We start from the raw sequence: 19,770 nt of genomic DNA, 5'->3' as shown, positions 1-19,770 counted from the left end.
TTATTTAACTTTTGGATGATTGCACATATACAGGGAAAATTGGTTGAAAAAACCCCAACCAATGTAGTAATAGATTGTAATGGAGTGGGATATGATATTCATATTTCGCTTCATACTTACTCACTTTTACCCGACTCAGATTTTGTAAAACTTTTCACCTACTTGCAAATAAAAGAAGATGCTCACACACTTTTTGGTTTTGCAGAAAAATCTGAACGCGAAATTTTCAAGATGCTTATCTCAGTTTCCGGAATTGGGGCTGGAATTGCGCGAACGATGTTATCTTCATTAGAACCTAAGCAGATCATCAATTCTCTAGCTTCTGGAGACGTGGCAACAATTCAGTCAATTAAAGGAATTGGAGGAAAAACTGCCCAACGTGCCATTTTGGATTTAAAAGACAAAGTGTTAAAAATCTATGATTTACAAGAAGTTTCTGTAGTGGAATACAATACAAACAAAGACGAAGCGTTATCTGCATTGGAGGTTCTTGGATTTAACAGAAAATTAGCAGAAAAAACTGTAGAGAAAATTGTTAAAGAAACTCCGTCAGCCAGCGTTGAAAATATTATCAAACAAGCCTTAAAAAATTTATAAGTCCTCTTGAAAACAAACATTACTAAAAGAATTTCGTCTGGTGTAGCCATAATTCTTTGGCTTTTTTCAATACTATTTAGCCTCGAAACTTATGCACAAGTAGATGAGGAAGTTCAAGACTCTACCCGAACAGGGTATTCATTTGGAAAAGTTGAGCTAAACAATCCGCCTTCTATTTTGGAAGCATACAGTTACGACCCTATTTCTGATCGCTATATTTATACCAATACTATTAATGGGTTTAATATTAATTATCCAATTGTATTAACGCCAAAAGAATACGAAGAATTGGTTTTGCGCGAATCAATGCGAAGTTATTTTAAGCAAAAATCTGATGCAATTGAAGGTAAAAAAGCTGGAAGTGAAGATGGACAAAAGGATTTGTTACCTCGATATTACGTAAATTCAAGTTTTTTTGAAGCCATTTTCGGAAGCAATACCATTGATGTCAAACCTACCGGATCAGTTGAAATGGATCTTGGAGTTAGACATACTAAACAAGATAATCCATCTTTATCACCAAGAAACCGTACTACAACCACCTTTGATTTTGACCAAAGAATCAGCATGAGTTTGATGGGGAAAGTAGGAACTCGACTTAATGCTAATTATGATACCGAATCAACTTTTGCATTTCAAAATTTAATCAAGTTAGAATATGCGCCAACTGAAGATGATATTCTTCAAAAAATTGAGGTAGGTAACGTAAATTTACCATTAAATAGTACGTTAATCCGCGGAGCTCAAAGTTTATTTGGGGTTAAAGCACAATTCCAATTTGGAAAAACAACCGTTACCGGAATTTTTTCTGAACAAAAATCACAAACCCGAACCGTAACTGCAGAGGGTGGTGGAACCGTAGAAAACTTTGAACTCTTCGCATTAGATTATGATGCCGATAGACACTTTTTTTTATCACAGTACTTTAGAAATTTATACGATAGCACGCTAGCCAATTATCCGCTAATCAACAGCCGTGTGCAAATTACACGTATCGAAGTTTGGGTAACCAATAGACAAAACCGAGTAAGTACCACCGAAAATAACCTGCGAAATATTATTGCTATTCAGGATTTAGGAGAAGCTCAACTACCTAACGTGGCAACTGACGAAGTTGTGGGATTAAATCCGCTTCCAGGTAATTTCTTCACTGCACCGATTAATACGCCACCAAAAAACTCAAACAACCGTTTTGATCCGGCAAGAATTGGAACTTCGGGCATTTTAAATCAAAATATTCGTGAAATCGCCACCGCAAGCACAGGTTTTTCAGGCGTCACGGTTTCCGAAGGAACAGATTATTCAAAATTAGAAAATGCCCGAAAGCTCTCGGCAAACGAATATACTTTTCATCCGCAATTAGGATATATTTCCCTAAATCAGCGGCTGATGAATGACGAAGTTTTAGCCGTTGCTTACCAATATACCATTGGAGGTGATGTGTATCAAGTAGGAGAATTTGGAACCGATGGAGTAGAAGCTACCCAAGTTTCTGACGGAATTCCTACAACCCAAAGTTTGGTTTTAAAAATGTTGAAGAGCAATCTTACCAATGTGAACCAACCTATTTGGAACTTGATGATGAAAAATATTTACACCATTCCAGGAGGATATAACTTAGAGCAGGAAGATTTCAAGATGAACATCATGTACACGGATCCTTCGCCACTAAATTATATCACGCCAGCCAATCCAGCAGCAACAAACCCATTACCGGCAGATGTAGAATTGACACCGTTATTACGTGTATTTAACTTAGACCGATTAAATTATACCAATGATCCTCAAGTAAATGGTGATGGTTTTTTTGATTTTGTTCCGAATTTAACAGTGGATCAAACTAACGGGCGAATTATATTTACCACAGTAGAACCTTTTGGTCAACACCTTTTTAATAAATTAGCCACTTCAGGAGCGGCGGATTATAATAACCCCGCAACTTATAACGGCAATCAGGAAAAATATGTTTTTAGAAGCATGTACCGCAATACCCAAGCGGCAGCTTTGCAAGACAGTGATAAAAATAAATTTCAATTAAAAGGACGTTTTAAATCAACCAGTGGAGATGGAATTCCTATTGGCGCCATTAATGTTCCACAAGGTTCAGTTACCGTAACAGCAGGAGGTCGTGTTTTAGTGGAAGGTGTTGATTATACCGTAAATTATCAAGCAGGTCGCGTTAATATTACTGATCCCTCGATTATAGCTTCAGGAACACCGGTAAATATTTCCTTAGAAAATAACTCAGTTTTCGGACAACAAACCCGAAGATTTTTTGGAGTAAATGTGGAACATAAGTTCAACGAAAAATTTGTGGTTGGTGCTACAATTTTAAAAATGAGCGAGCGTCCGTTTACACAAAAATCAAACTACGGGCAAGAATCAGTTAACAATACCATTTTTGGTGTAAACACAAATTTTTCTACTGAAGTTCCGTTTTTAACCAGATTGGTCAACAAACTTCCGAACATAGATACTGATGTTCCATCCAATATTTCCTTTCGTGGAGAAGTCGCTTATTTAAAACCAGATACTCCAAAAGCGGATCAATTTCAAGGAGAATCAACAGTATATGTGGATGATTTTGAAGGTTCACAAACTACAATTGACATGCGTTCGCCGCTTTCATGGTCTCTTGCGAGTGTACCTGCCAATTCAACCGTTGGAAATTTTGGTGAAACAGAATCTGGGGTAAACTATGGTTTCCGTAGATCGAAATTAGCTTGGTATTCTATTGATCCGGTGTTTTATGTACAACGTCCCGGTGGAATAACCGACAATGATTTAGCACTTTACAGCACTAGAAGAATTTACAGCCGAGAATTGTATCCAGAAACCGATATTGCGGTAGGACAACAAACAGTTGTTAATACCTTGGATTTAAGTTATTTTCCACAAGAAAGAGGACCATATAACTTTAACCCAATTGCAGCAAGTTCTAACGGATTTACGCCAGCTCAGGCAGCTGATAATTTTGGCGGAATTATGCGTGCCATAACTTCTACTAATTTCCAACAATCTAACGTAGAGTACATTCAGTTCTGGATGTTAGACCCATATTATAACCAACAGAACGGTTCAGTTCCCGTGACTAACACCGGAAGATTAATTTTCAACTTAGGAGAAATTTCTGAGGATGTTTTGAAAGACGGTAGAAAACAATATGAAAACGGACTTCCGGGAGCAGGTTCTAACCAACAAACTTATGCTACAGCTTGGGGTAAAATTCCAATTTCGCAATCATTGATTTACGCTTTTGATACGGATACCGCCAACCGTGCTTTCCAAGATGTAGGTTTAGACGGTAATAATGACCAAGAAGAAGCGGCTATGTTTCCTGCATTTGCAGCATATGATGATCCAGCGGGAGATAACTACCAATATTTTTTAAGTGCTACTGGAGATGTGGTAACTCGTTATAAAAATTACAACGGGTTAGAAGGAAACTCTCCGGTAAACGTTGGTGATACTAATCGTGGCTCAACCACTTTGCCAGACGTTGAAGACATCAATCGAGATAACACGATGAACGAGATTAATGCTTATTATCAATATGTAATAGACATTAATCCTAACATGAATGTTGGAACTAATCCTTATATAACAGATATTCGTGAAACCTCTGCAGCGGTACCTGGAAGTAACGAAACTACTGGTGCAAGATGGATTCAGTTTAAAATTCCAATCACTTTGCCAGACGAAACCATTGGCGGAATTTCGGATTTTCTTTCTATTCGTTTTATGAGAATGTTTTTAACCGGATTTACCGAAAATATAACCCTGCGTTTTGGTGCTTTAGATTTGGTTAGAGGCGAATGGAGACGCTATGAAAAATCTTTAGATCCTAATGAACTTTCGGATACCGTAAATAATCAAGATGATACTAATCTTGATGTTCTTGCGGTAAATATTCAGGAAAATGGTGACAGGAGTCCTATAAAATATGTGACCCCTCCAGGAGTGGTTCGCGAGCAGTTATTTAACAGTAATACAATAATTAATCAAAACGAGCAATCACTTTCATTACGAGTTACGAAACGCGATCAAACTTTGCCTGGACTTGGAGGTTTAGAAGCGGGAGATTCAAGAGGTGTTTTTAAAAATGTAAGTGTTGATATGCGACAATACAAAAAATTAAAAATGTTTTTGCATGCCGAAGCTTTGCCACAGCCTACCGAAGTTCAGCCGTTACAAGATGATCAAATGGTAGCTTTTATTAGATTAGGAAATGATTTTTCGCAAAATTTCTATCAAATTGAGCTTCCGCTAAAAGTAACACCACAAAGCAGAAGCATCACTCCAGAAGAAGTTTGGCCAGAAGCGAATCAGATGGATGTCGCTTTGTCTTTACTTACAAAATTGAAAATCATGTCGCTTGATCCCGGAAACACCTCTTTAATAGAAGATGCTTTCGGAATTAAATACATCAATGATTTTGAACTTGATCCTTCTCTAGCCGGTCGCGAAAACGCTGTAAGAATTGGTATCAAAGGAAATCCAAATTTCGGTTTTGTAAGAACATTAATGGTAGGTATTAAAAACCCGACAACTCAAGAAATTCGTGGAGAAGTTTGGTTTAATGAACTTCGTTTAGCCGGAATGGACAACACAGGTGGTATGGCGGCAATTGCAAGCTTTGATGGTAATATAGCTGATTTTGCTACAGTATCTGCAACTGGAAGAATGAGCACAATAGGTTTCGGATCGCTTGAGCAAGCACCACAAGAAAGAAGCCTAGAAGACATCTTTCAGTATGACGTGGTAACCAATATTAATTTAGGACAATTGCTTCCAAAAAAATGGGGCGTAAAATTGCCTTTTAATTATGGCGTGGGAGAAGAAACAATTACACCAAAATTCGACCCGTTCTATCAAGATATTATTTTAGATGACCTTATTGACAATACTACTGATGCCGAAGAACGATCAAATATTGAAAACCGTGCAATTGATTATACCAAGCGAACCAGCATAAACTTTATTGGCGTAAGAAAAGAACGAGCACCAGAGCAAAAGCCTCACTTTTACGACCCAGAGAATTTAACGCTGTCACATTCTTTCAACCAAACGGAGCACCAAGATTATGAGATTAAAGATTTACTTGACCAACAAGTAAGAAGCACGGTAGATTATAACTTTACATTTCAACCAAAACCGGTAGAACCTTTTAAAAAAACAGGTTTTATGAAAAAAAGCCAATATTGGAAAATGTTAAGTGATTTTAATTTTAATTATTTGCCTTCAAGTATCTCATTTAGTTCCAATATTATACGTGAATATAACCGTCAGGAATATCGGGATGTGGACATTCAAGGTATTGGTCTTACCCCATTATACCGAAGAAATTACATGTTTAATTATCAATACGGCTTTAACTATGATTTAACCAAAGCCCTAAGAATTAACTATACCGCTTCCACAAATAATATTGTAAGAAATTATTTTGACGAAAGTGGATTACCAATGGAAGATTTATCTATTTGGGATGACTATTGGAATATTGGTGAAGCCAATCAGCATAACCAGCAGCTTGTTCTAAACTATGAATTGCCAATCAATAAACTGCCGTTTTTGTCGTTTTTAAAATCTACCTATTCTTACACTGGAGACTACAATTGGCAACGAGCTACCGATGCATTGTCAACAATATCAGTTGACGGTATAACATATAGATTAGGAAATACCATTCAAAATGCTGGTTCACATAGATTAAACAGCACCTTAAATATGGACTTATTTTATCGATATTTAGGTTTAAATAAAAAAGCTAAAACACCTAATCGTCCGTCAACACCAGCTATCCCGAAACCCGGTGAAAAAATTACGAATCAAAACCGTCCTCAAGCCAAAGACGGAAATGTATTTGTTGATGGATTAGTAGGATTACTAACTTCTGTTAAAACCGTTCAGATAAATTATACCCAGAACGAAGGAACCTCCTTACCAGGATTCACACCAGGAGTTGGATTTTTAGGAACTACAAAACCATCTTTAGGGTTTGTTTTAGGAAGCCAATCAGACATTCGTTACGAAGCTGCCAAAAATGGTTGGTTAACCAATTTTCCTGAGTTTAACCAAAATTTTACGCAAATTTCTCAAAAAACATTAGACATAAACGCTGAAGCCATCTTATTCCCGGATTTTAATGTAACTTTTAGAGCCGAACGCTCTTACACCGAAAACTTCTCGGAGCAGTTTGACGTAACAGATGGTTTTTATAACTCTCGATCGCCATATAACTTCGGGAATTTTAATATCTCAACGATTATGATCAAAACCTCATTTTCAAAAAGTGATGAAATCTCTTCAGAAACATTTGATCAATTCCGCGAAAATAGGTTAACAATTGCCAATAGATTAGCAGAAAATTATTATGGGAATACCGAATTTCCCCGAACCGCAGATGGTTTTCCAGTAGGTTTTGGCAAAGGAAGTCAATCCGTATTATTACCCGCTTTCCTTTCCGCTTACACAGGAGCAGATGCCGGAAGTACTAAATTTGGCGCTTTTAGAGATATCCCAATTCCTAACTGGAATGTAAAATACAATGGATTAATGCGATTTAAATTTTTTAAAGATCGTTTTAAAAGATTCTCGCTACAACACGCTTATCGCGCCACATATACGGTAAACTCTTTCAGGTCAAATTTTGAATACGACCAAAACCCAAATGCCACAGACGCAAGTGGAAATTTCCTTCCAAAAAATATTATTTCTAATATCAATTTGGCGGAACAATTCAATCCTTTAATTCGATTAGATTTTGAAACCAAAAGCGCCTTTAAAGTTTTGGCAGAAATTAAAAAAGACCGAACCATGTCGATGAGTTTTGACAATAACTTATTGACAGAAATGAAAGGAATGGATTACACCATTGGTTTAGGTTACCGTTTTAAAGATGTAGTTATTACTTCGCGTTTAGCTGATAATCCTACCAATACTATAAGAAGTGACATTAATATTAAAGCCGATTTTTCTCTCAGACAAGCCAATACAATTGTAAGGTATTTAGATTACGACAATAACGAACTTGCCGGAGGACAAAATATTTGGTCATTAAGATTAACGGCAGATTATGCTTTCAGCAAAAATTTAACCGCCATTTTCTATTATGATCATACGTTCTCAGAAGCGGTAATATCAACCTCATTTCCGCTTACCAACATCCGTTCAGGATTCACGCTCCGATATAATTTTGGAAATTAACCTGAAAAGATTTTAATAATAACATAGTTAATAATACATTTGCCCAAAACAACTAACAAATGAATATTCCTTCAAATTTAAAGTACACAAAAGACCACGAGTGGGTTAGCATCGATGGTGACATCGCAACAGTAGGTATCACTGATTTTGCTCAAAAAGAATTGGGTGACATCGTTTATGTTGAGGTAGAAACCTTAGACCAAACTTTGGACAAAGATGAAGTTTTTGGAACTGTTGAAGCCGTAAAAACCGTGTCGGATTTATTTTTACCACTTTCGGGCGAAATTATAGAGTTTAACGATTCGCTAGAAACTACTCCAGAACAAGTTAATGCAGATCCTTATGGAAATGGCTGGATGGTAAAAGTAAAAATAAATAATGACGCTGAAATCGAAGAGTTGTTAGATGCCGAAGCCTACAAGAATTTAATTGGAGCTTAAGAATAAAATAGCGCCTTGGTTTACTCTTGCGCTTTTTTGGTCGGTGGCGATTGTTGTTGCCTGTTTAGTCGATTGGTCAAAAATACCCACGATTTCTACCCACCAACATACCGATAAAATAGCACATTTTGTATTCTATGCCGTTTTTGCAAGTTTGTGGTTTTTATATTTTAAACAGTCCATCAAAAATCAACGAAAATTATTTGTAATAGTTTTCCTATTCGCTTTTTTATTTGGACTAATAATAGAAATTTGTCAAGACCTTTTTACCGAAACCCGTCACGCAGATATACAAGATGCTATTGCCAACACACTTGGTGCTTTATTCGGATTACTAATAATGATAACGATTTTTAGAAAAAAATAAATATTTTTATAGAAACGTCCCGCTTCGGTGGGATTTTTTTATTTTTATCTCATGGATATCAAACAATTTTTAGACGCAACTTATTTAAAAACCGCCGAACAAGCAGGGATTTCTGAACAAGAAGATGCTCTTTTTGTGGAACGATTTATACATGAAACCATTGCCGAAAATTTTAAGTTGGTAATGATAAGACCAAAACATGTGGCGCTTGCGCGAAAATTAATCGATGCGGCAAAATCTTCGGTGTTAGTAGGAACTGTAATTGGTTTTCACGAAGGCACAGCTTCAATTGAAGAAAAATTGCAAGAAGCCACTATCGCTATCAACGATGGAGCGGACGAATTAGATTTTGTGTGCAATTACCAAGCGTTTATTGAAAGAAAAATTGATTTAGTCAAAGAAGAAATTTTAAAAGGAACGCAATTAGCCATTTCCCATCATAAAACCGCAAAATGGATTATAGAGGTTGCGGCATTGAACAGTCAACAAATTGTGCAACTGTCGTGCTTGGTCAAAAATGTTGTGATTTCTAACTTTGAAGAAAAATATTACAATTCAGTTTATGTAAAATCGTCCACGGGATTTTATCAAACTGAGAATAATTTGCCAAATGGCGCCACAATTCCGGCCATATTAATGATGATAGAAAATTCATTTCCTTTGCCCGTAAAAGCAGCTGGAGGCGTCAAAACTTTTGAAGATGCTGTAGAAATGATTTCGCTTGGTGTAAAAAGAATAGGGACGTCATCTGCAACGAATATTGCCAACAAAAAAGATTCTAAAAGCGATTATTGATTAACCAATGAAAAAAATATTTGCCTTATTGCTCATCTTTCTAATTCAGGTATCTTTGAAAGCTCAGACTTCCAAAGAACAGTTTCCGGTATTTCCTGAATGTCAATCACTTGAAGCTAGCCAAGTTGAAAACTGTTTTTACCAAACACTGGAGCATTTTGTTTTCAATAATTTTAAAGTCCCGCAAGAGGTTACTGCTGATAATTTTCAGGGAAATGTGGTGGTCTTATTTGAAGTGACTGACGAAGGAAATTTTTCAGTTCAATATGTTAGTGCTGCAAAAGAATCTTTGAGTGAAGAGAGCAAGCGTGTTTTTAATTTGTTACCCAAAATAATCCCGCCAACTTATAACGGAAAACCGACGTATGCCAAATATACGTTGAATATTGGAATTCCGCTAGTTGCACCAACTGATAGAAATTTGGCGAAAGCCACACCAAAAATCAATGACATTAATCGTGACAGAAGTAAAGAATTAACGGAATTTGATTCGATTGTGTATCAAAAATTTGACAATCCGCAGTTAAAAAGCCGCTTAAATATTCCTTTTTCCCACAGTTTTTATGCTAGATTTGATCGTGCTATGAACCAAGTTGGGGCAAACAATCACACGAGTTCAAAACCTTATACCTTTGAGGAAGTGAACCGTTACTATGATTTGGAACAAGACCAAAAATCGCTTCAAAAAAACAAGCAATCTTGGGCTGGGAAAAAATTGTGGAACGAAAATCTTGTGGCGATTCAAGGCGAGGGATATTGGTTTACCTTAAATCCTATCTTTGATTTGCAATTAGGAAAGAGCGATCCTTCGGAGACGAATTATACTTTTCAAAACACGCGGGGAATTCAGGTGAATGGCGAAATTGGTAAACAACTAAGTTTTACTACTACCATTTTTGAAAGCCAAGGAAGATTTGCCGATTATTATAACCGATTTATAGAATCATTAGCGCCTTCGGGTGGAAATCCCGCTACAATTCCGGGAATTGGTATTGCCAAAGAATTTAAAGAAGATGCCTACGATTTTCCCATGGCAGAAGCGAATATTACCTTTACACCAAATCAATTTATCAACCTTCAATTAGGATATGGCCGAAATTTTTTAGGTGACGGTTACCGTTCATTGTTACAAGGTGATGGCGTGAGTCCGCATCCTTATTTCAAGCTCAATACTACTTTTTGGAAAATAAAATATACCAATTTATACATGTGGTTAAAAGACATCCGTCCGGAAGCAACGGTTGATGGTACGTATGGGACTAAATTTATTGCCAGTCATTATTTGAGTTGGAACGTGACCAAACGCTGGAATTTAGGTTTTTTTGAATCGGTAGTTTGGACCAATCAAAATGATCGCGGATTTGACATGACTTTCGTTAATCCCATTATTTTTTATCGTGCGGTAGAATTTGGCGCTTCTTCTAAAACTGGGAATGCCTTGTTAGGATTGACTTCTAAGTACAAATTTAACAATCAAATAATGGGTTACGGACAATTTTTGTTAGACGAATTTTCATTGGCTGACATGAAATCTGGTGAGAAAAGTTGGAAAAATAAATACGGATTTCAATTAGGAGCCAAATATTTTGATGCCTTCAATGTTAAAAATTTATTGCTACAGTTGGAGTACAACAATGTTCGTCCGTACGTTTATTCTCACAGTAATCCGTTGACGAATTATGGTCATTCTAACCAAAGTATGGGACATCAATGGGGTGGAAATTTTAGAGAATTTATTGCTATTGCTCGATATTATAAAGGAAGATGGTTTGGTGATGCCAAATTTACCTACGGAAAACGCGGTCTTGATTTTAATACGCCAGAAAATAATTTTAACTATGGCGGAGATATTTATCAAAATTATGATGTCAATCGCCCGTTTGATGTTGGGGTAGAAGTGGGACAGGGAAACACATCAAAAATTTTTATTGCCGATTTGCAAGCGGGATATGTGATTAATCCTACTACAAATTTAAAATTGTTCGGTAGTTTAATTTATAGAAATTTTAATCCTTTAGCAGATACGACTCTTCATTTTAAAGAAAACACTACTTGGTTTTCAGTAGGAATTAGGTCGGATATTTTTAATTGGTATTTTGATTATTAATAAAAATTGGTAATTAACAACTCAGTTGTTTTAAAACAATCTTTTTTTAGCAATACTTTTTTGCGAATTCATTTGTGAAGAAGTATCTTTGCGCCAGATTTCAAGAATCAAAATGAAAGCAACTTTGAGCAGTCATCCTAATACTTTATCGATTAAAACCATTTACGAGGATTTTCGTGAAATCACTAAAGCCAGACTTGCTGTAAGTGTTGTTTTTTCTTCTCTTGCCGGATATTTATTAGGATTTAGTATTCAGAATCCGTTTCAATGGTCGGTTTTGATCATGCTGGCAATAGGGGGTTATTGCATGGTTGGTGCATCAAATGCTTTTAATCAAATTATTGAAAAAGATTTAGATGCGTTGATGGACCGAACCAAAAATCGTCCGGTTGCATCCGGCAGAATGTCAGTTAATTCAGCTTTTGCCATTGCTTTGACCTTAACGATTATTGGATTGGTAATTCTTTACAACATCAATCCGAAAACAGCAATGTTCGGAGCGATATCAATTTTTTTATACACGAGCATTTACACGCCTTTGAAAACAAAAACGCCTTTATCGGTTTTTGTAGGGGCGTTTCCGGGAGCTATTCCTTTTATGTTAGGATGGGTTGCGGCAACGGATCAATTTGGAATTGAAGCTGGAACATTATTTTTAATACAATTTTTTTGGCAGTTTCCACATTTTTGGGCAATCGGGTGGTTTTTATTTGACGATTACAAAAAAGCTGGATTTTTTATGTTGCCAACTGGAAAAAAAGACAAAGCAACCGCCACGCAAATAATTCTTTATACTATTTGGTTAATTGCGGCTTCAATTTTACCCGCTTTTGGTTACACTGGTCAATTATTTATCACGCCAGTTACTGCAGTTGTGGTGGCGTTATTAGGAATTTGGATGCTGGTTTATGCCGTGAAATTATACAAGTCTAAAGAAGCAAAAGCTGCGAGAACGTTAATGTTAGTGAGTGTTTCCTATATCACTTTGCTACAAATTATTTATATAGCCGATAAATTTCTACGATAATTATGGTAATGTCAATTGAAGAACATAACGAAAGAAAAGCAAAATCATACAAAATAATGCTATGGATTGCCATGGTAAGTATGACCATGATGTTTGCCGGATTGACAAGTGCTTATGTAGTAAGTGCTTCAAGAGCAGATTGGTTAAAAGATTTTGTACTGCCTTCGTCATTTACAATCAGTACAATAGTTATGATTGCCAGCAGTTTGACTTTTCATTTTGCCAAAAAAGCAATCCAAAACAATAACCGAAGTCTGACTACAATCCTGCTTTTTACCACGTTAATCTTAGGTCTTTTATTTGTGAATTTTCAGTTGAATGGATTTGAACAAATGATTGCAATGGGTTTAAATCCTACGGGACCAACCAGTACGGTGACAACCTCATTTATTTATGTAGTGGTTTTGGCGCACTTTGCACACCTTTTCGGCGGAATTATTTCTCTTTTAATTGTAATTTATAATCATTTTAAACAAAAATACAATTCGACTCAAACCACTGGAATTGAGCTTTCTGCAATGTTTTGGCACTTTCTGGACTTTTTGTGGTTGTATTTGTTTTTGTTTTTATATTTCTTTAAATAAGAAAAAAACGTAAATTTGGGGACTTTTTAACTTAATAACTTTTATGGGAGCTACTGTTACTACTGCAAATAGCGATACAAAAATTTGGGGAGGCGGCAACGAGCCATTAGGAGTAAACTATGGTAAAGCGATGATGTGGATGTTTATCCTCTCGGATGCGCTTACTTTTTCCGGTTTTCTTGCAGCTTATGGTTTTACAAGATATAAATTTGTAGAAACTTGGCCAATTGCCGATGAAGTTTTCAATCACTTTCCTTTCTTGCATGGAGTAAATGCTCCAATGTATTATGTAGCCTTGATGACGTTTATCCTCATCTTTTCTTCGGTTACTATGGTTTTGGCAGTTGATGCCGGACACCAAATGAAAAAACAAAAAGTAGCCATCTATATGTTTTTAACCATCATTGGTGGTGGAATTTTCTTGGGTTCTCAAGCTTGGGAATGGAAAAATTTCATCAAAGGTGAATATGGAGCAGTAGAAACTAACGGCGGTGCTATTTTGCAATTCGTAAATTCTAAAGGTGAAAGAGTAAAACTGGAAAGTTTTGCAGCAACGCTTCCAGAAGATAGAATTGAACTTACTCGTAGTCAGTCATTTTGGTTTTCTGACGAATCTTCGCTTCCAAATTATTCTGTAAATGAAGTGATGGAAGGTTTTAAAGCCAATCCTGATATTTTAATCAGAGTTGAAAATCTTTACAATGAAAATACTGCTAAAGAAGTGGCAGGAGTTCATCCTGATTTGAACAAAAAGAAACATAAAACCATTTTAACCAGAGAAGAATCTCTTAAGAAATTAGCTGACGCTCGATTTGTAGTAGAAGGTGCAAACCTTGTTAGAAACGAGTACGGACATAAAACTTTTGCTAATTTCTTCTTCTTCATCACCGGATTCCACGGATTCCACGTATTTTCGGGAGTTGTGATTAACGTAATTATTTTCTTCAACGTACTTTTAGGTACTTACGAAAAAAGAAAAAATTACGAAATGGTAGAAAAAGTAGGTCTTTATTGGCACTTTGTAGATTTAGTTTGGGTATTCGTATTCACATTCTTCTACTTAGTATAATTATTTAAAAAACAAAAAAAATGGCACAAGGTCACGCATCAAATACAAAAAGAATCTGGAACGTTTTTATCCTTCTTTCATTAGTAACCATCGTTGAGGTAGCGTTGGGGATTTACAAACCAGCGTTTTTACACGACACTTTGTTCTTGCAAATGAACCTGCTCAACTGGATTTTTATCATCTTAACGGTTTATAAAGCGTATTACATTGTTTGGGCTTTCATGCACATGGAAGGCGAAAAAGCAAGTTTTAGATGGAGTATCGTTGCTCCGTTGATTTTCTTAATTATCTACTTAGTGTTCATCTTACTTGTTGAAGGTAATTATATTTTTGATGTGTTTAAAGGTTCCCATTATAAATGGAATTTTTAACAACATATTAAATAGCAAAAAGAGACGGTTTTTCACCGTCTTTTTTTATTTTTGCACTACAGAATTTAGGTAGCAATTATGAAAAAAAATCTCGTTCTCTTCGCACTTTTTATCCTTCCCATCGTTGCCTATCTTTTCTTTGCTTCCGGTATCAATACCTTTGCGAAATTACCTACAATTACCAATTCTATCCCTGATATCAATCAATGGAAAAATGCAGAAGGAAAAAGTTTGACCTTAAACGATAAAATCACCATTTTAGGTTTTACCGGAACTGAAATTGAAAAAAATCAAGGAAACTATTTTAATTTAAATCAAAAAATTTATAACAAAAATAAAGATTTCAAGGATTTTCAGTTTATGATGATTGCTCCAGAAGGGACTCAAGATCAGGTAAAATCGCTCTTGGAAAAACTTAAACCCATCGCTGATAACCAAGACATCTCAAAATGGAATTTTGTTTTTGCACCCGAAAGCGAAATCCGTGACTATTTTGCAAAACTCAAATTGGTTGGTGGTTTAGACCAAACCGCTGGCACTTCAAATGTTTACATTGTAGATAAAAAAAGAAATTTGCGTGGCAGAAAAGGCGAAAATCTCGAAGGTAAAAACGAATACAAAGAAGGATACAACACTATCTCGGCAGCGGATCTTCACAATGAAATGAGTGACGATGTGAAAATTATTTTATACGAATATAGAGCGGCTCTCAAAAAAAATAATCCGAAAATGAAACGAAAAATCTAAATCATGAAAAATAAATCTTACATAGGAATTTCGTTCATTATTTTAGTATTTGGAATTTATGCCATCCCAAAAATCATCGATAGAGTTAAAAACCACGATGTGACCAGGCAAGAACGACTTGGTGTTCCCGCAAAAGAAGGTAAACAAGCCGAAAATTTATTAACCATTGGAAAGGCGCCAACATTTGAACTAACGAACCAAAATGGCGAGAGAATTTCGAATCAAAACTTTGAAGGAAAAGTGTACGTGGTAGAATTTTTCTTTTCCACTTGTCCAACGATTTGTCCGGTGATGAACCAAAATATGATGATAATTGAGAAAGAATTTGGAACCAATAAAAATTTCGGTATTGCCTCATTTACCATTAATCCTGAAAATGACACACCACAAGTATTAAAAGAACATGCTCAACAGTTAGGAGTAACATCGCCAAACTGGCATTTTCTTACGGGTGATCAGGCCACAATTTACAATATTGCCAACAAAGGATTTAATATTTATGCTGGAAAAAGTAGCAATCCGCAAGCTGGTGGTTTCGAGCATTCTGGCTATTTTGCATTGGTGGACAAAAAAGGAAATATTCGTAGCCGAAAAGATGAAAATGGCAATCCACTTATTTTTTATACCGGTTTGAACTACAACGATAAAAAAGGTTTTGAGGAAGATTTACAAGGTAAATACAAACCCGGAATTCACATGATTAAAGAAGATATTGACTTGCTTTTACAAGAATAATTTATGGAAAATACGCTTAACAATACCGAATTAAAATATAGAAAATGGATTGTCATCTTGTCTATTGCAATTCCTTTAGTAGTGGCAATCTTATTTGGAGTAAAATTAAAAGATTTTGGTTTTGATGTAAAACCTTTGTCGTTTTTACCGCCAATTTATGCTACAATCAACGGAATTACAGCCATTTTACTTGTTTTTGCAGTGTGGGCAATTAAAAACGGAAAACAAAAATTACACGAAAATTTAATGAAAACGGCAATCGCTTGTTCGGTGGTATTTTTGGGAATGTATGTGGCTTATCACATGACCTCTGAAAGTACCGCTTTTGGTGGACAAGGCGTTATTCGGTATGTGTACTTTTTCATTTTGATCTCTCATATTTTACTGTCAATCATCATCATTCCAATTGTGTTGATTACTTACGTTCGCGCATTAGCAAAAAGATTTGACAAGCATAGAAAAATGGCCAGAATTGCTTTTCCACTTTGGTTGTATGTAGCCGTTACTGGTGTAATTGTTTACCTCATGATTTCGCCTTACTATGTACATTAATTCCAAAAAAAAAATTAGTCAAGAGGCAAAATTAAAAAGTCAAAAAGATAAAAAAATTCACACTTCCCAAATTTCTTTTTTCTTTTTTCTCTGTTCTCTATTCTTCTCTATAAATGGAAATGCGCAATGTGCCATGTGTCGTGCGGCTTTGCAAAGCGAGGAATCCGGTGTTCAAGCTGAAGCGGTAAATGACGGCATTATGTATCTTATGGTGATTCCGTACGTTTTAGTCGGAATTTTGGGCTTTGCCATTTACAAATTATACCTCCAAAAAAAGAAAGTATAATTATTTCAAGCCGTCAATGCTGATATTCACTTTTCCATTGATGGTAATGAATGCTACAATGGCTTTGTTGGTCAGTTGTATTTTTTTAAAGGCAATATTTTCCACATCACCATTTACAAAAACACCTGGCATGGGCGAATAATTTTTCAAATAGGTCATTATATTTTTCCTGCCTTCTTCTAAATTCGGTTGGATAGAATAACGACAACTAGATTCAATTTTTTTCAAAATTATCCCAGAAGCCAACCAATTAGCCGTTTTAATCAACTTGTTTTTGGTGTCTAAAACATAATCTAATTGATCGAAATAAATTTCTTTGGTCGATTCGTTATATTGTGGAAATCCGGATAAATAGATAGTTCCCGTGATGCTTCCAGTTAAATCTAACCCTATAATCATCTTATTATTTTTTTGCCAAATGGCTACTTTTTCAACCTTTATTTTTTTCTTTCCCGAACCAAATTCCTGTCCCTGAAAATTTTTAGTCATAATCCGCGAAGCATCTTCGTAAGTAGAAATTGCCGCAATGTTAGCCGTGATTTTTTCGGGCATTTTTAATACAGGCTTTAACGCTATACTATTTTTGTCAATTTTGCTTTGAGGCTGTTGCCCCACAATGGTTTCCATACTACATTTTAATCCCATTTGAAGCGAAATCAAATCTTTTTGCAATTTGGCTTCGGTAGTGTACAATTCCTCCGGAACAATTCTCAACCAAGAATCATAGGTATCACTCATTTGAAATGGTGTGCAAATAGTTTCCAATGCATCTAAAACATTCGGCTTAAAATCCATTGACTTTTTAATGGCTTCGTCTAAATTATTTTCCAATTTCGATTTAAAAATTCTAATTGCAGGATTAATTACATAAGTGATGGGAAGGTTTTTTCCAGCAATAGTAATCGTTGGGCTTTCTTTCCAATCCAAAGATTTCAGCGTGGTATTTGTGCTAAGTTTCCAGTTGGTAAGTCCCACATCACTTATTAAAGTCACTAAACCGTTCATATTAATTTCGCGGGTATCATAAAGTCCCATTGTGCCGTAACGATAAAAGAGCTTGATTTTTAGCGGAAGTACTGTTTTAATCTGATTATTTTCTTCGGAAATTTTAATGTCAGCTTGTTTCCAAACTTTCATTTGGATATCATCGTCTTCTATATTACTGTCTTCATAAATTAATCCTTGAAGTAATTTATTAGTTTGATTTTCAATATCTTTGAGCTTAATTTTTACGGGTAAACTGATAAATGATGTAGCATTTTCAAACGCAATTGCAGCGGAATTATCAGGTTCAGGTTTTAAAGCTGCAATTTTATTAGTGGTTGAACACGAAGTTATCACCGCTATACTTAACAATGAAAAGGCTTTGATGGCAGTATTTAAAAGCTTCATATCTTTTGGAAGAATTTTCATCAAATGTATATTTTTTTTAAAACCAATTTCAAAAAAAGTGTAACATTTGCCGGATTTGTAAGTCTAATATTTTAAGCGTTCCACGAAAAAACTTACATTTGTGCAAACGCTTTTTAAAAAAAGTGATTTTGATTTACCTATGAAAAATACACAACTTTTACATTGGTGTTGGATTTTGGTTTTACTGTTTTCAGTGCCAAATTATGCACAACAAAAAAAATGGACACTTGAAGAATGTGTGCTTTATGCACTCGAAAATAATATCTCGATTAAACAATCAGAATTAGAATTAAAAGTTTCCGACATTGAAAAATTGGAAGCCATCGGCGGATTTTTGCCTTCGCTTTCTGGAAATGCCAATTATAGCATCAATACCGGAGCTAATATTAACCCGTCAACTAACCAGTTCGAAAACGAAACCTTTAAATCATTTTCGGCAAGTGTAAACAGCGGTGTAAACTTGTTTAACGGATTGCTGAATTGGAAAAATTGGCAAAGAACCAAGCTCAATAAAGTGGCCAATCAATACCGTTTGGATAAAATGAAAGACGATATTATGCTACAAGTGGCCAATTCGTTTTTAGAAATTTTATCGAATAAAGAACAACTTCGGGTTTTAGAAAATCAAAATAAAATTACCAAAGAAAACCTTACTAGAACCGATGCTTTAATCGAAGCAGGAAATCTTCCAGCTGGCGATATTTATGAACTTCGGGCTACTGATGCGCAACAAGAACAACAAATTATCAATGCAAAAAATAATTTATTTATTGCCAAAATTGCCTTGTGTCAATTGCTACTACTAGATGATTATGTAAATTTTGACGTTGCAGAACAAGAATTTAATGCAGAGCTTTCGGCTGTTTTAAACGAAACACCACAGGCTATTTTTAATAAAGCAAAAGATTTTGTAAACGATATTAAAATTGCATCGCAAGATGTTGCCGTTGCCAAAAAAGATGTGCAAATTTCCCGTTCAGGTTATTATCCAACTTTAGGCGGATTTATTGGTTACAATGCCAGATATTCAGAAACTTTGCCAATTTCTTTTCATGATCAATTGTATTTATTTGATGGAACTGCAATGGGATTACAATTACAAATTCCTATTTTAAACGGATTTTCAACAAGATCAAGAGTTCAGCGAAGCAAAATAAATCGAAGCCGAAGCGAATATTTGCTAAAACAAGCCGAATTAGATTTAGAAACCAATGTTTATCGGGCTTACAATGATGTGGTAAATGCAAAAGAAGCTTACGAAGCTGCGCAAAAAACTTCCGAAGCGAGAAAATTTGCGTACGAATTTTCTAAAGAAAGATTTAACGTAGGATTGCAAAATTCTTTTGATTTCAGTCAGTCAACTATCGCTTTCGAAAATGCACAATCTGAGGAAGTTCGCGCCAAATACGACTATATTTTTAAAACTAAAATTCTTGAATTTTATTTCGGGATGCCAATTGTTCAAAAACCATAA

General features: G+C 35.4%; 16 protein-coding genes. 15 read left to right on the top strand and 1 reads right to left on the bottom strand.

Annotation, left to right across the window (positions count from 1 at the left end; translation table 11 throughout):
- Window positions 1-15: 15 nt before the first annotated feature.
- From ruvA to GV828_RS10035, 14 genes are all read left to right on the top strand, one after another.
- Window positions 16-597 carry a Holliday junction branch migration protein RuvA gene (gene ruvA, locus GV828_RS10100; RefSeq protein WP_166537370.1) on the top strand — a complete coding sequence of 194 codons (582 nt, stop codon included), beginning with the start codon at window positions 16-18 and terminating at the stop codon, window positions 595-597.
- Window positions 598-603: 6 nt separating this feature from the next.
- Complete coding sequence (gene sov, locus GV828_RS10095; RefSeq protein WP_208103176.1) at window positions 604-7,803, top strand: T9SS outer membrane translocon Sov/SprA; 7,200 nt, start codon at window positions 604-606, stop codon at window positions 7,801-7,803.
- Between the two features lie 59 nt (window positions 7,804-7,862).
- On the top strand, window positions 7,863-8,243 hold the full coding sequence (gene gcvH, locus GV828_RS10090) for a glycine cleavage system protein GcvH (RefSeq protein ID WP_166537369.1): 381 nt from the start codon (window positions 7,863-7,865) through the stop codon (window positions 8,241-8,243).
- Complete coding sequence (locus tag GV828_RS13325) at window positions 8,233-8,610, top strand: VanZ family protein (protein ID WP_394350654.1); 378 nt, start codon at window positions 8,233-8,235, stop codon at window positions 8,608-8,610. The genes gcvH and GV828_RS13325 overlap by 11 nt, the downstream gene beginning before the upstream one ends.
- 51 nt (window positions 8,611-8,661) lie before the next feature.
- On the top strand, window positions 8,662-9,405 hold the full coding sequence (deoC, locus tag GV828_RS10080) for a deoxyribose-phosphate aldolase (protein ID WP_166537367.1): 744 nt from the start codon (window positions 8,662-8,664) through the stop codon (window positions 9,403-9,405).
- Between the two features lie 7 nt (window positions 9,406-9,412).
- On the top strand, window positions 9,413-11,512 hold the full coding sequence (locus GV828_RS10075; RefSeq protein WP_166537366.1) for an energy transducer TonB: 2,100 nt from the start codon (window positions 9,413-9,415) through the stop codon (window positions 11,510-11,512).
- A gap of 112 nt (window positions 11,513-11,624) precedes the next feature.
- Entirely contained in the window at window positions 11,625-12,539 is a 915-nt protein-coding gene (cyoE, locus tag GV828_RS10070; protein ID WP_166537365.1) for a heme o synthase, read from the top strand.
- Window positions 12,540-12,541: 2 nt separating this feature from the next.
- Window positions 12,542-13,123 (top strand): cytochrome c oxidase subunit 3, encoded by a 582-nt coding sequence (locus GV828_RS10065; RefSeq protein ID WP_166537364.1) that lies wholly within the window; start codon window positions 12,542-12,544, stop codon window positions 13,121-13,123.
- Between the two features lie 43 nt (window positions 13,124-13,166).
- Window positions 13,167-14,192, top strand: a complete 1,026-nt coding sequence (locus GV828_RS10060) for a cytochrome c oxidase subunit 3 (RefSeq protein ID WP_166537363.1) — start codon at window positions 13,167-13,169, stop codon at window positions 14,190-14,192.
- A gap of 20 nt (window positions 14,193-14,212) precedes the next feature.
- Complete coding sequence (locus GV828_RS10055) at window positions 14,213-14,563, top strand: cytochrome C oxidase subunit IV family protein (protein ID WP_166537362.1); 351 nt, start codon at window positions 14,213-14,215, stop codon at window positions 14,561-14,563.
- A 78-nt stretch (window positions 14,564-14,641) separates the two neighbouring features.
- On the top strand, window positions 14,642-15,310 hold the full coding sequence (locus GV828_RS10050; protein ID WP_166537361.1) for a hypothetical protein: 669 nt from the start codon (window positions 14,642-14,644) through the stop codon (window positions 15,308-15,310).
- Complete coding sequence (locus GV828_RS10045) at window positions 15,311-16,045, top strand: SCO family protein (RefSeq protein WP_166537392.1); 735 nt, start codon at window positions 15,311-15,313, stop codon at window positions 16,043-16,045.
- A gap of 3 nt (window positions 16,046-16,048) precedes the next feature.
- Window positions 16,049-16,597: a DUF420 domain-containing protein gene (locus tag GV828_RS10040; protein WP_166537360.1), complete on the top strand. Its 549-nt coding sequence runs from the start codon at window positions 16,049-16,051 to the stop codon at window positions 16,595-16,597.
- Window positions 16,587-16,883, top strand: coding sequence for a hypothetical protein (locus GV828_RS10035; RefSeq protein WP_208103174.1), 297 nt, complete (start codon window positions 16,587-16,589; stop codon window positions 16,881-16,883). The genes GV828_RS10040 and GV828_RS10035 overlap by 11 nt, the downstream gene beginning before the upstream one ends.
- Here the strand turns inward: GV828_RS10035 and GV828_RS10030 are convergent, their stop codons facing one another.
- Complete coding sequence (locus tag GV828_RS10030) at window positions 16,884-18,296, bottom strand: DUF4403 family protein (RefSeq protein WP_235935448.1); 1,413 nt, start codon at window positions 18,294-18,296, stop codon at window positions 16,884-16,886.
- 100 nt (window positions 18,297-18,396) lie between these two features.
- Here GV828_RS10030 and GV828_RS10025 point away from each other — a divergent pair, with 100 nt between their 5' ends.
- On the top strand, window positions 18,397-19,770 hold the full coding sequence (locus GV828_RS10025; protein WP_317163823.1) for a TolC family protein: 1,374 nt from the start codon (window positions 18,397-18,399) through the stop codon (window positions 19,768-19,770).

Origin of the sequence: Flavobacterium ichthyis, assembly GCF_009915155.1 — a bacterium.
In the GTDB taxonomy this organism is placed as follows: Bacteria; Bacteroidota; Bacteroidia; order Flavobacteriales; family Flavobacteriaceae; genus Flavobacterium; species Flavobacterium ichthyis.
Note: the sequence above shows the minus strand (reverse complement) of the source record. Positions and strands in the feature narration are given on the sequence as shown.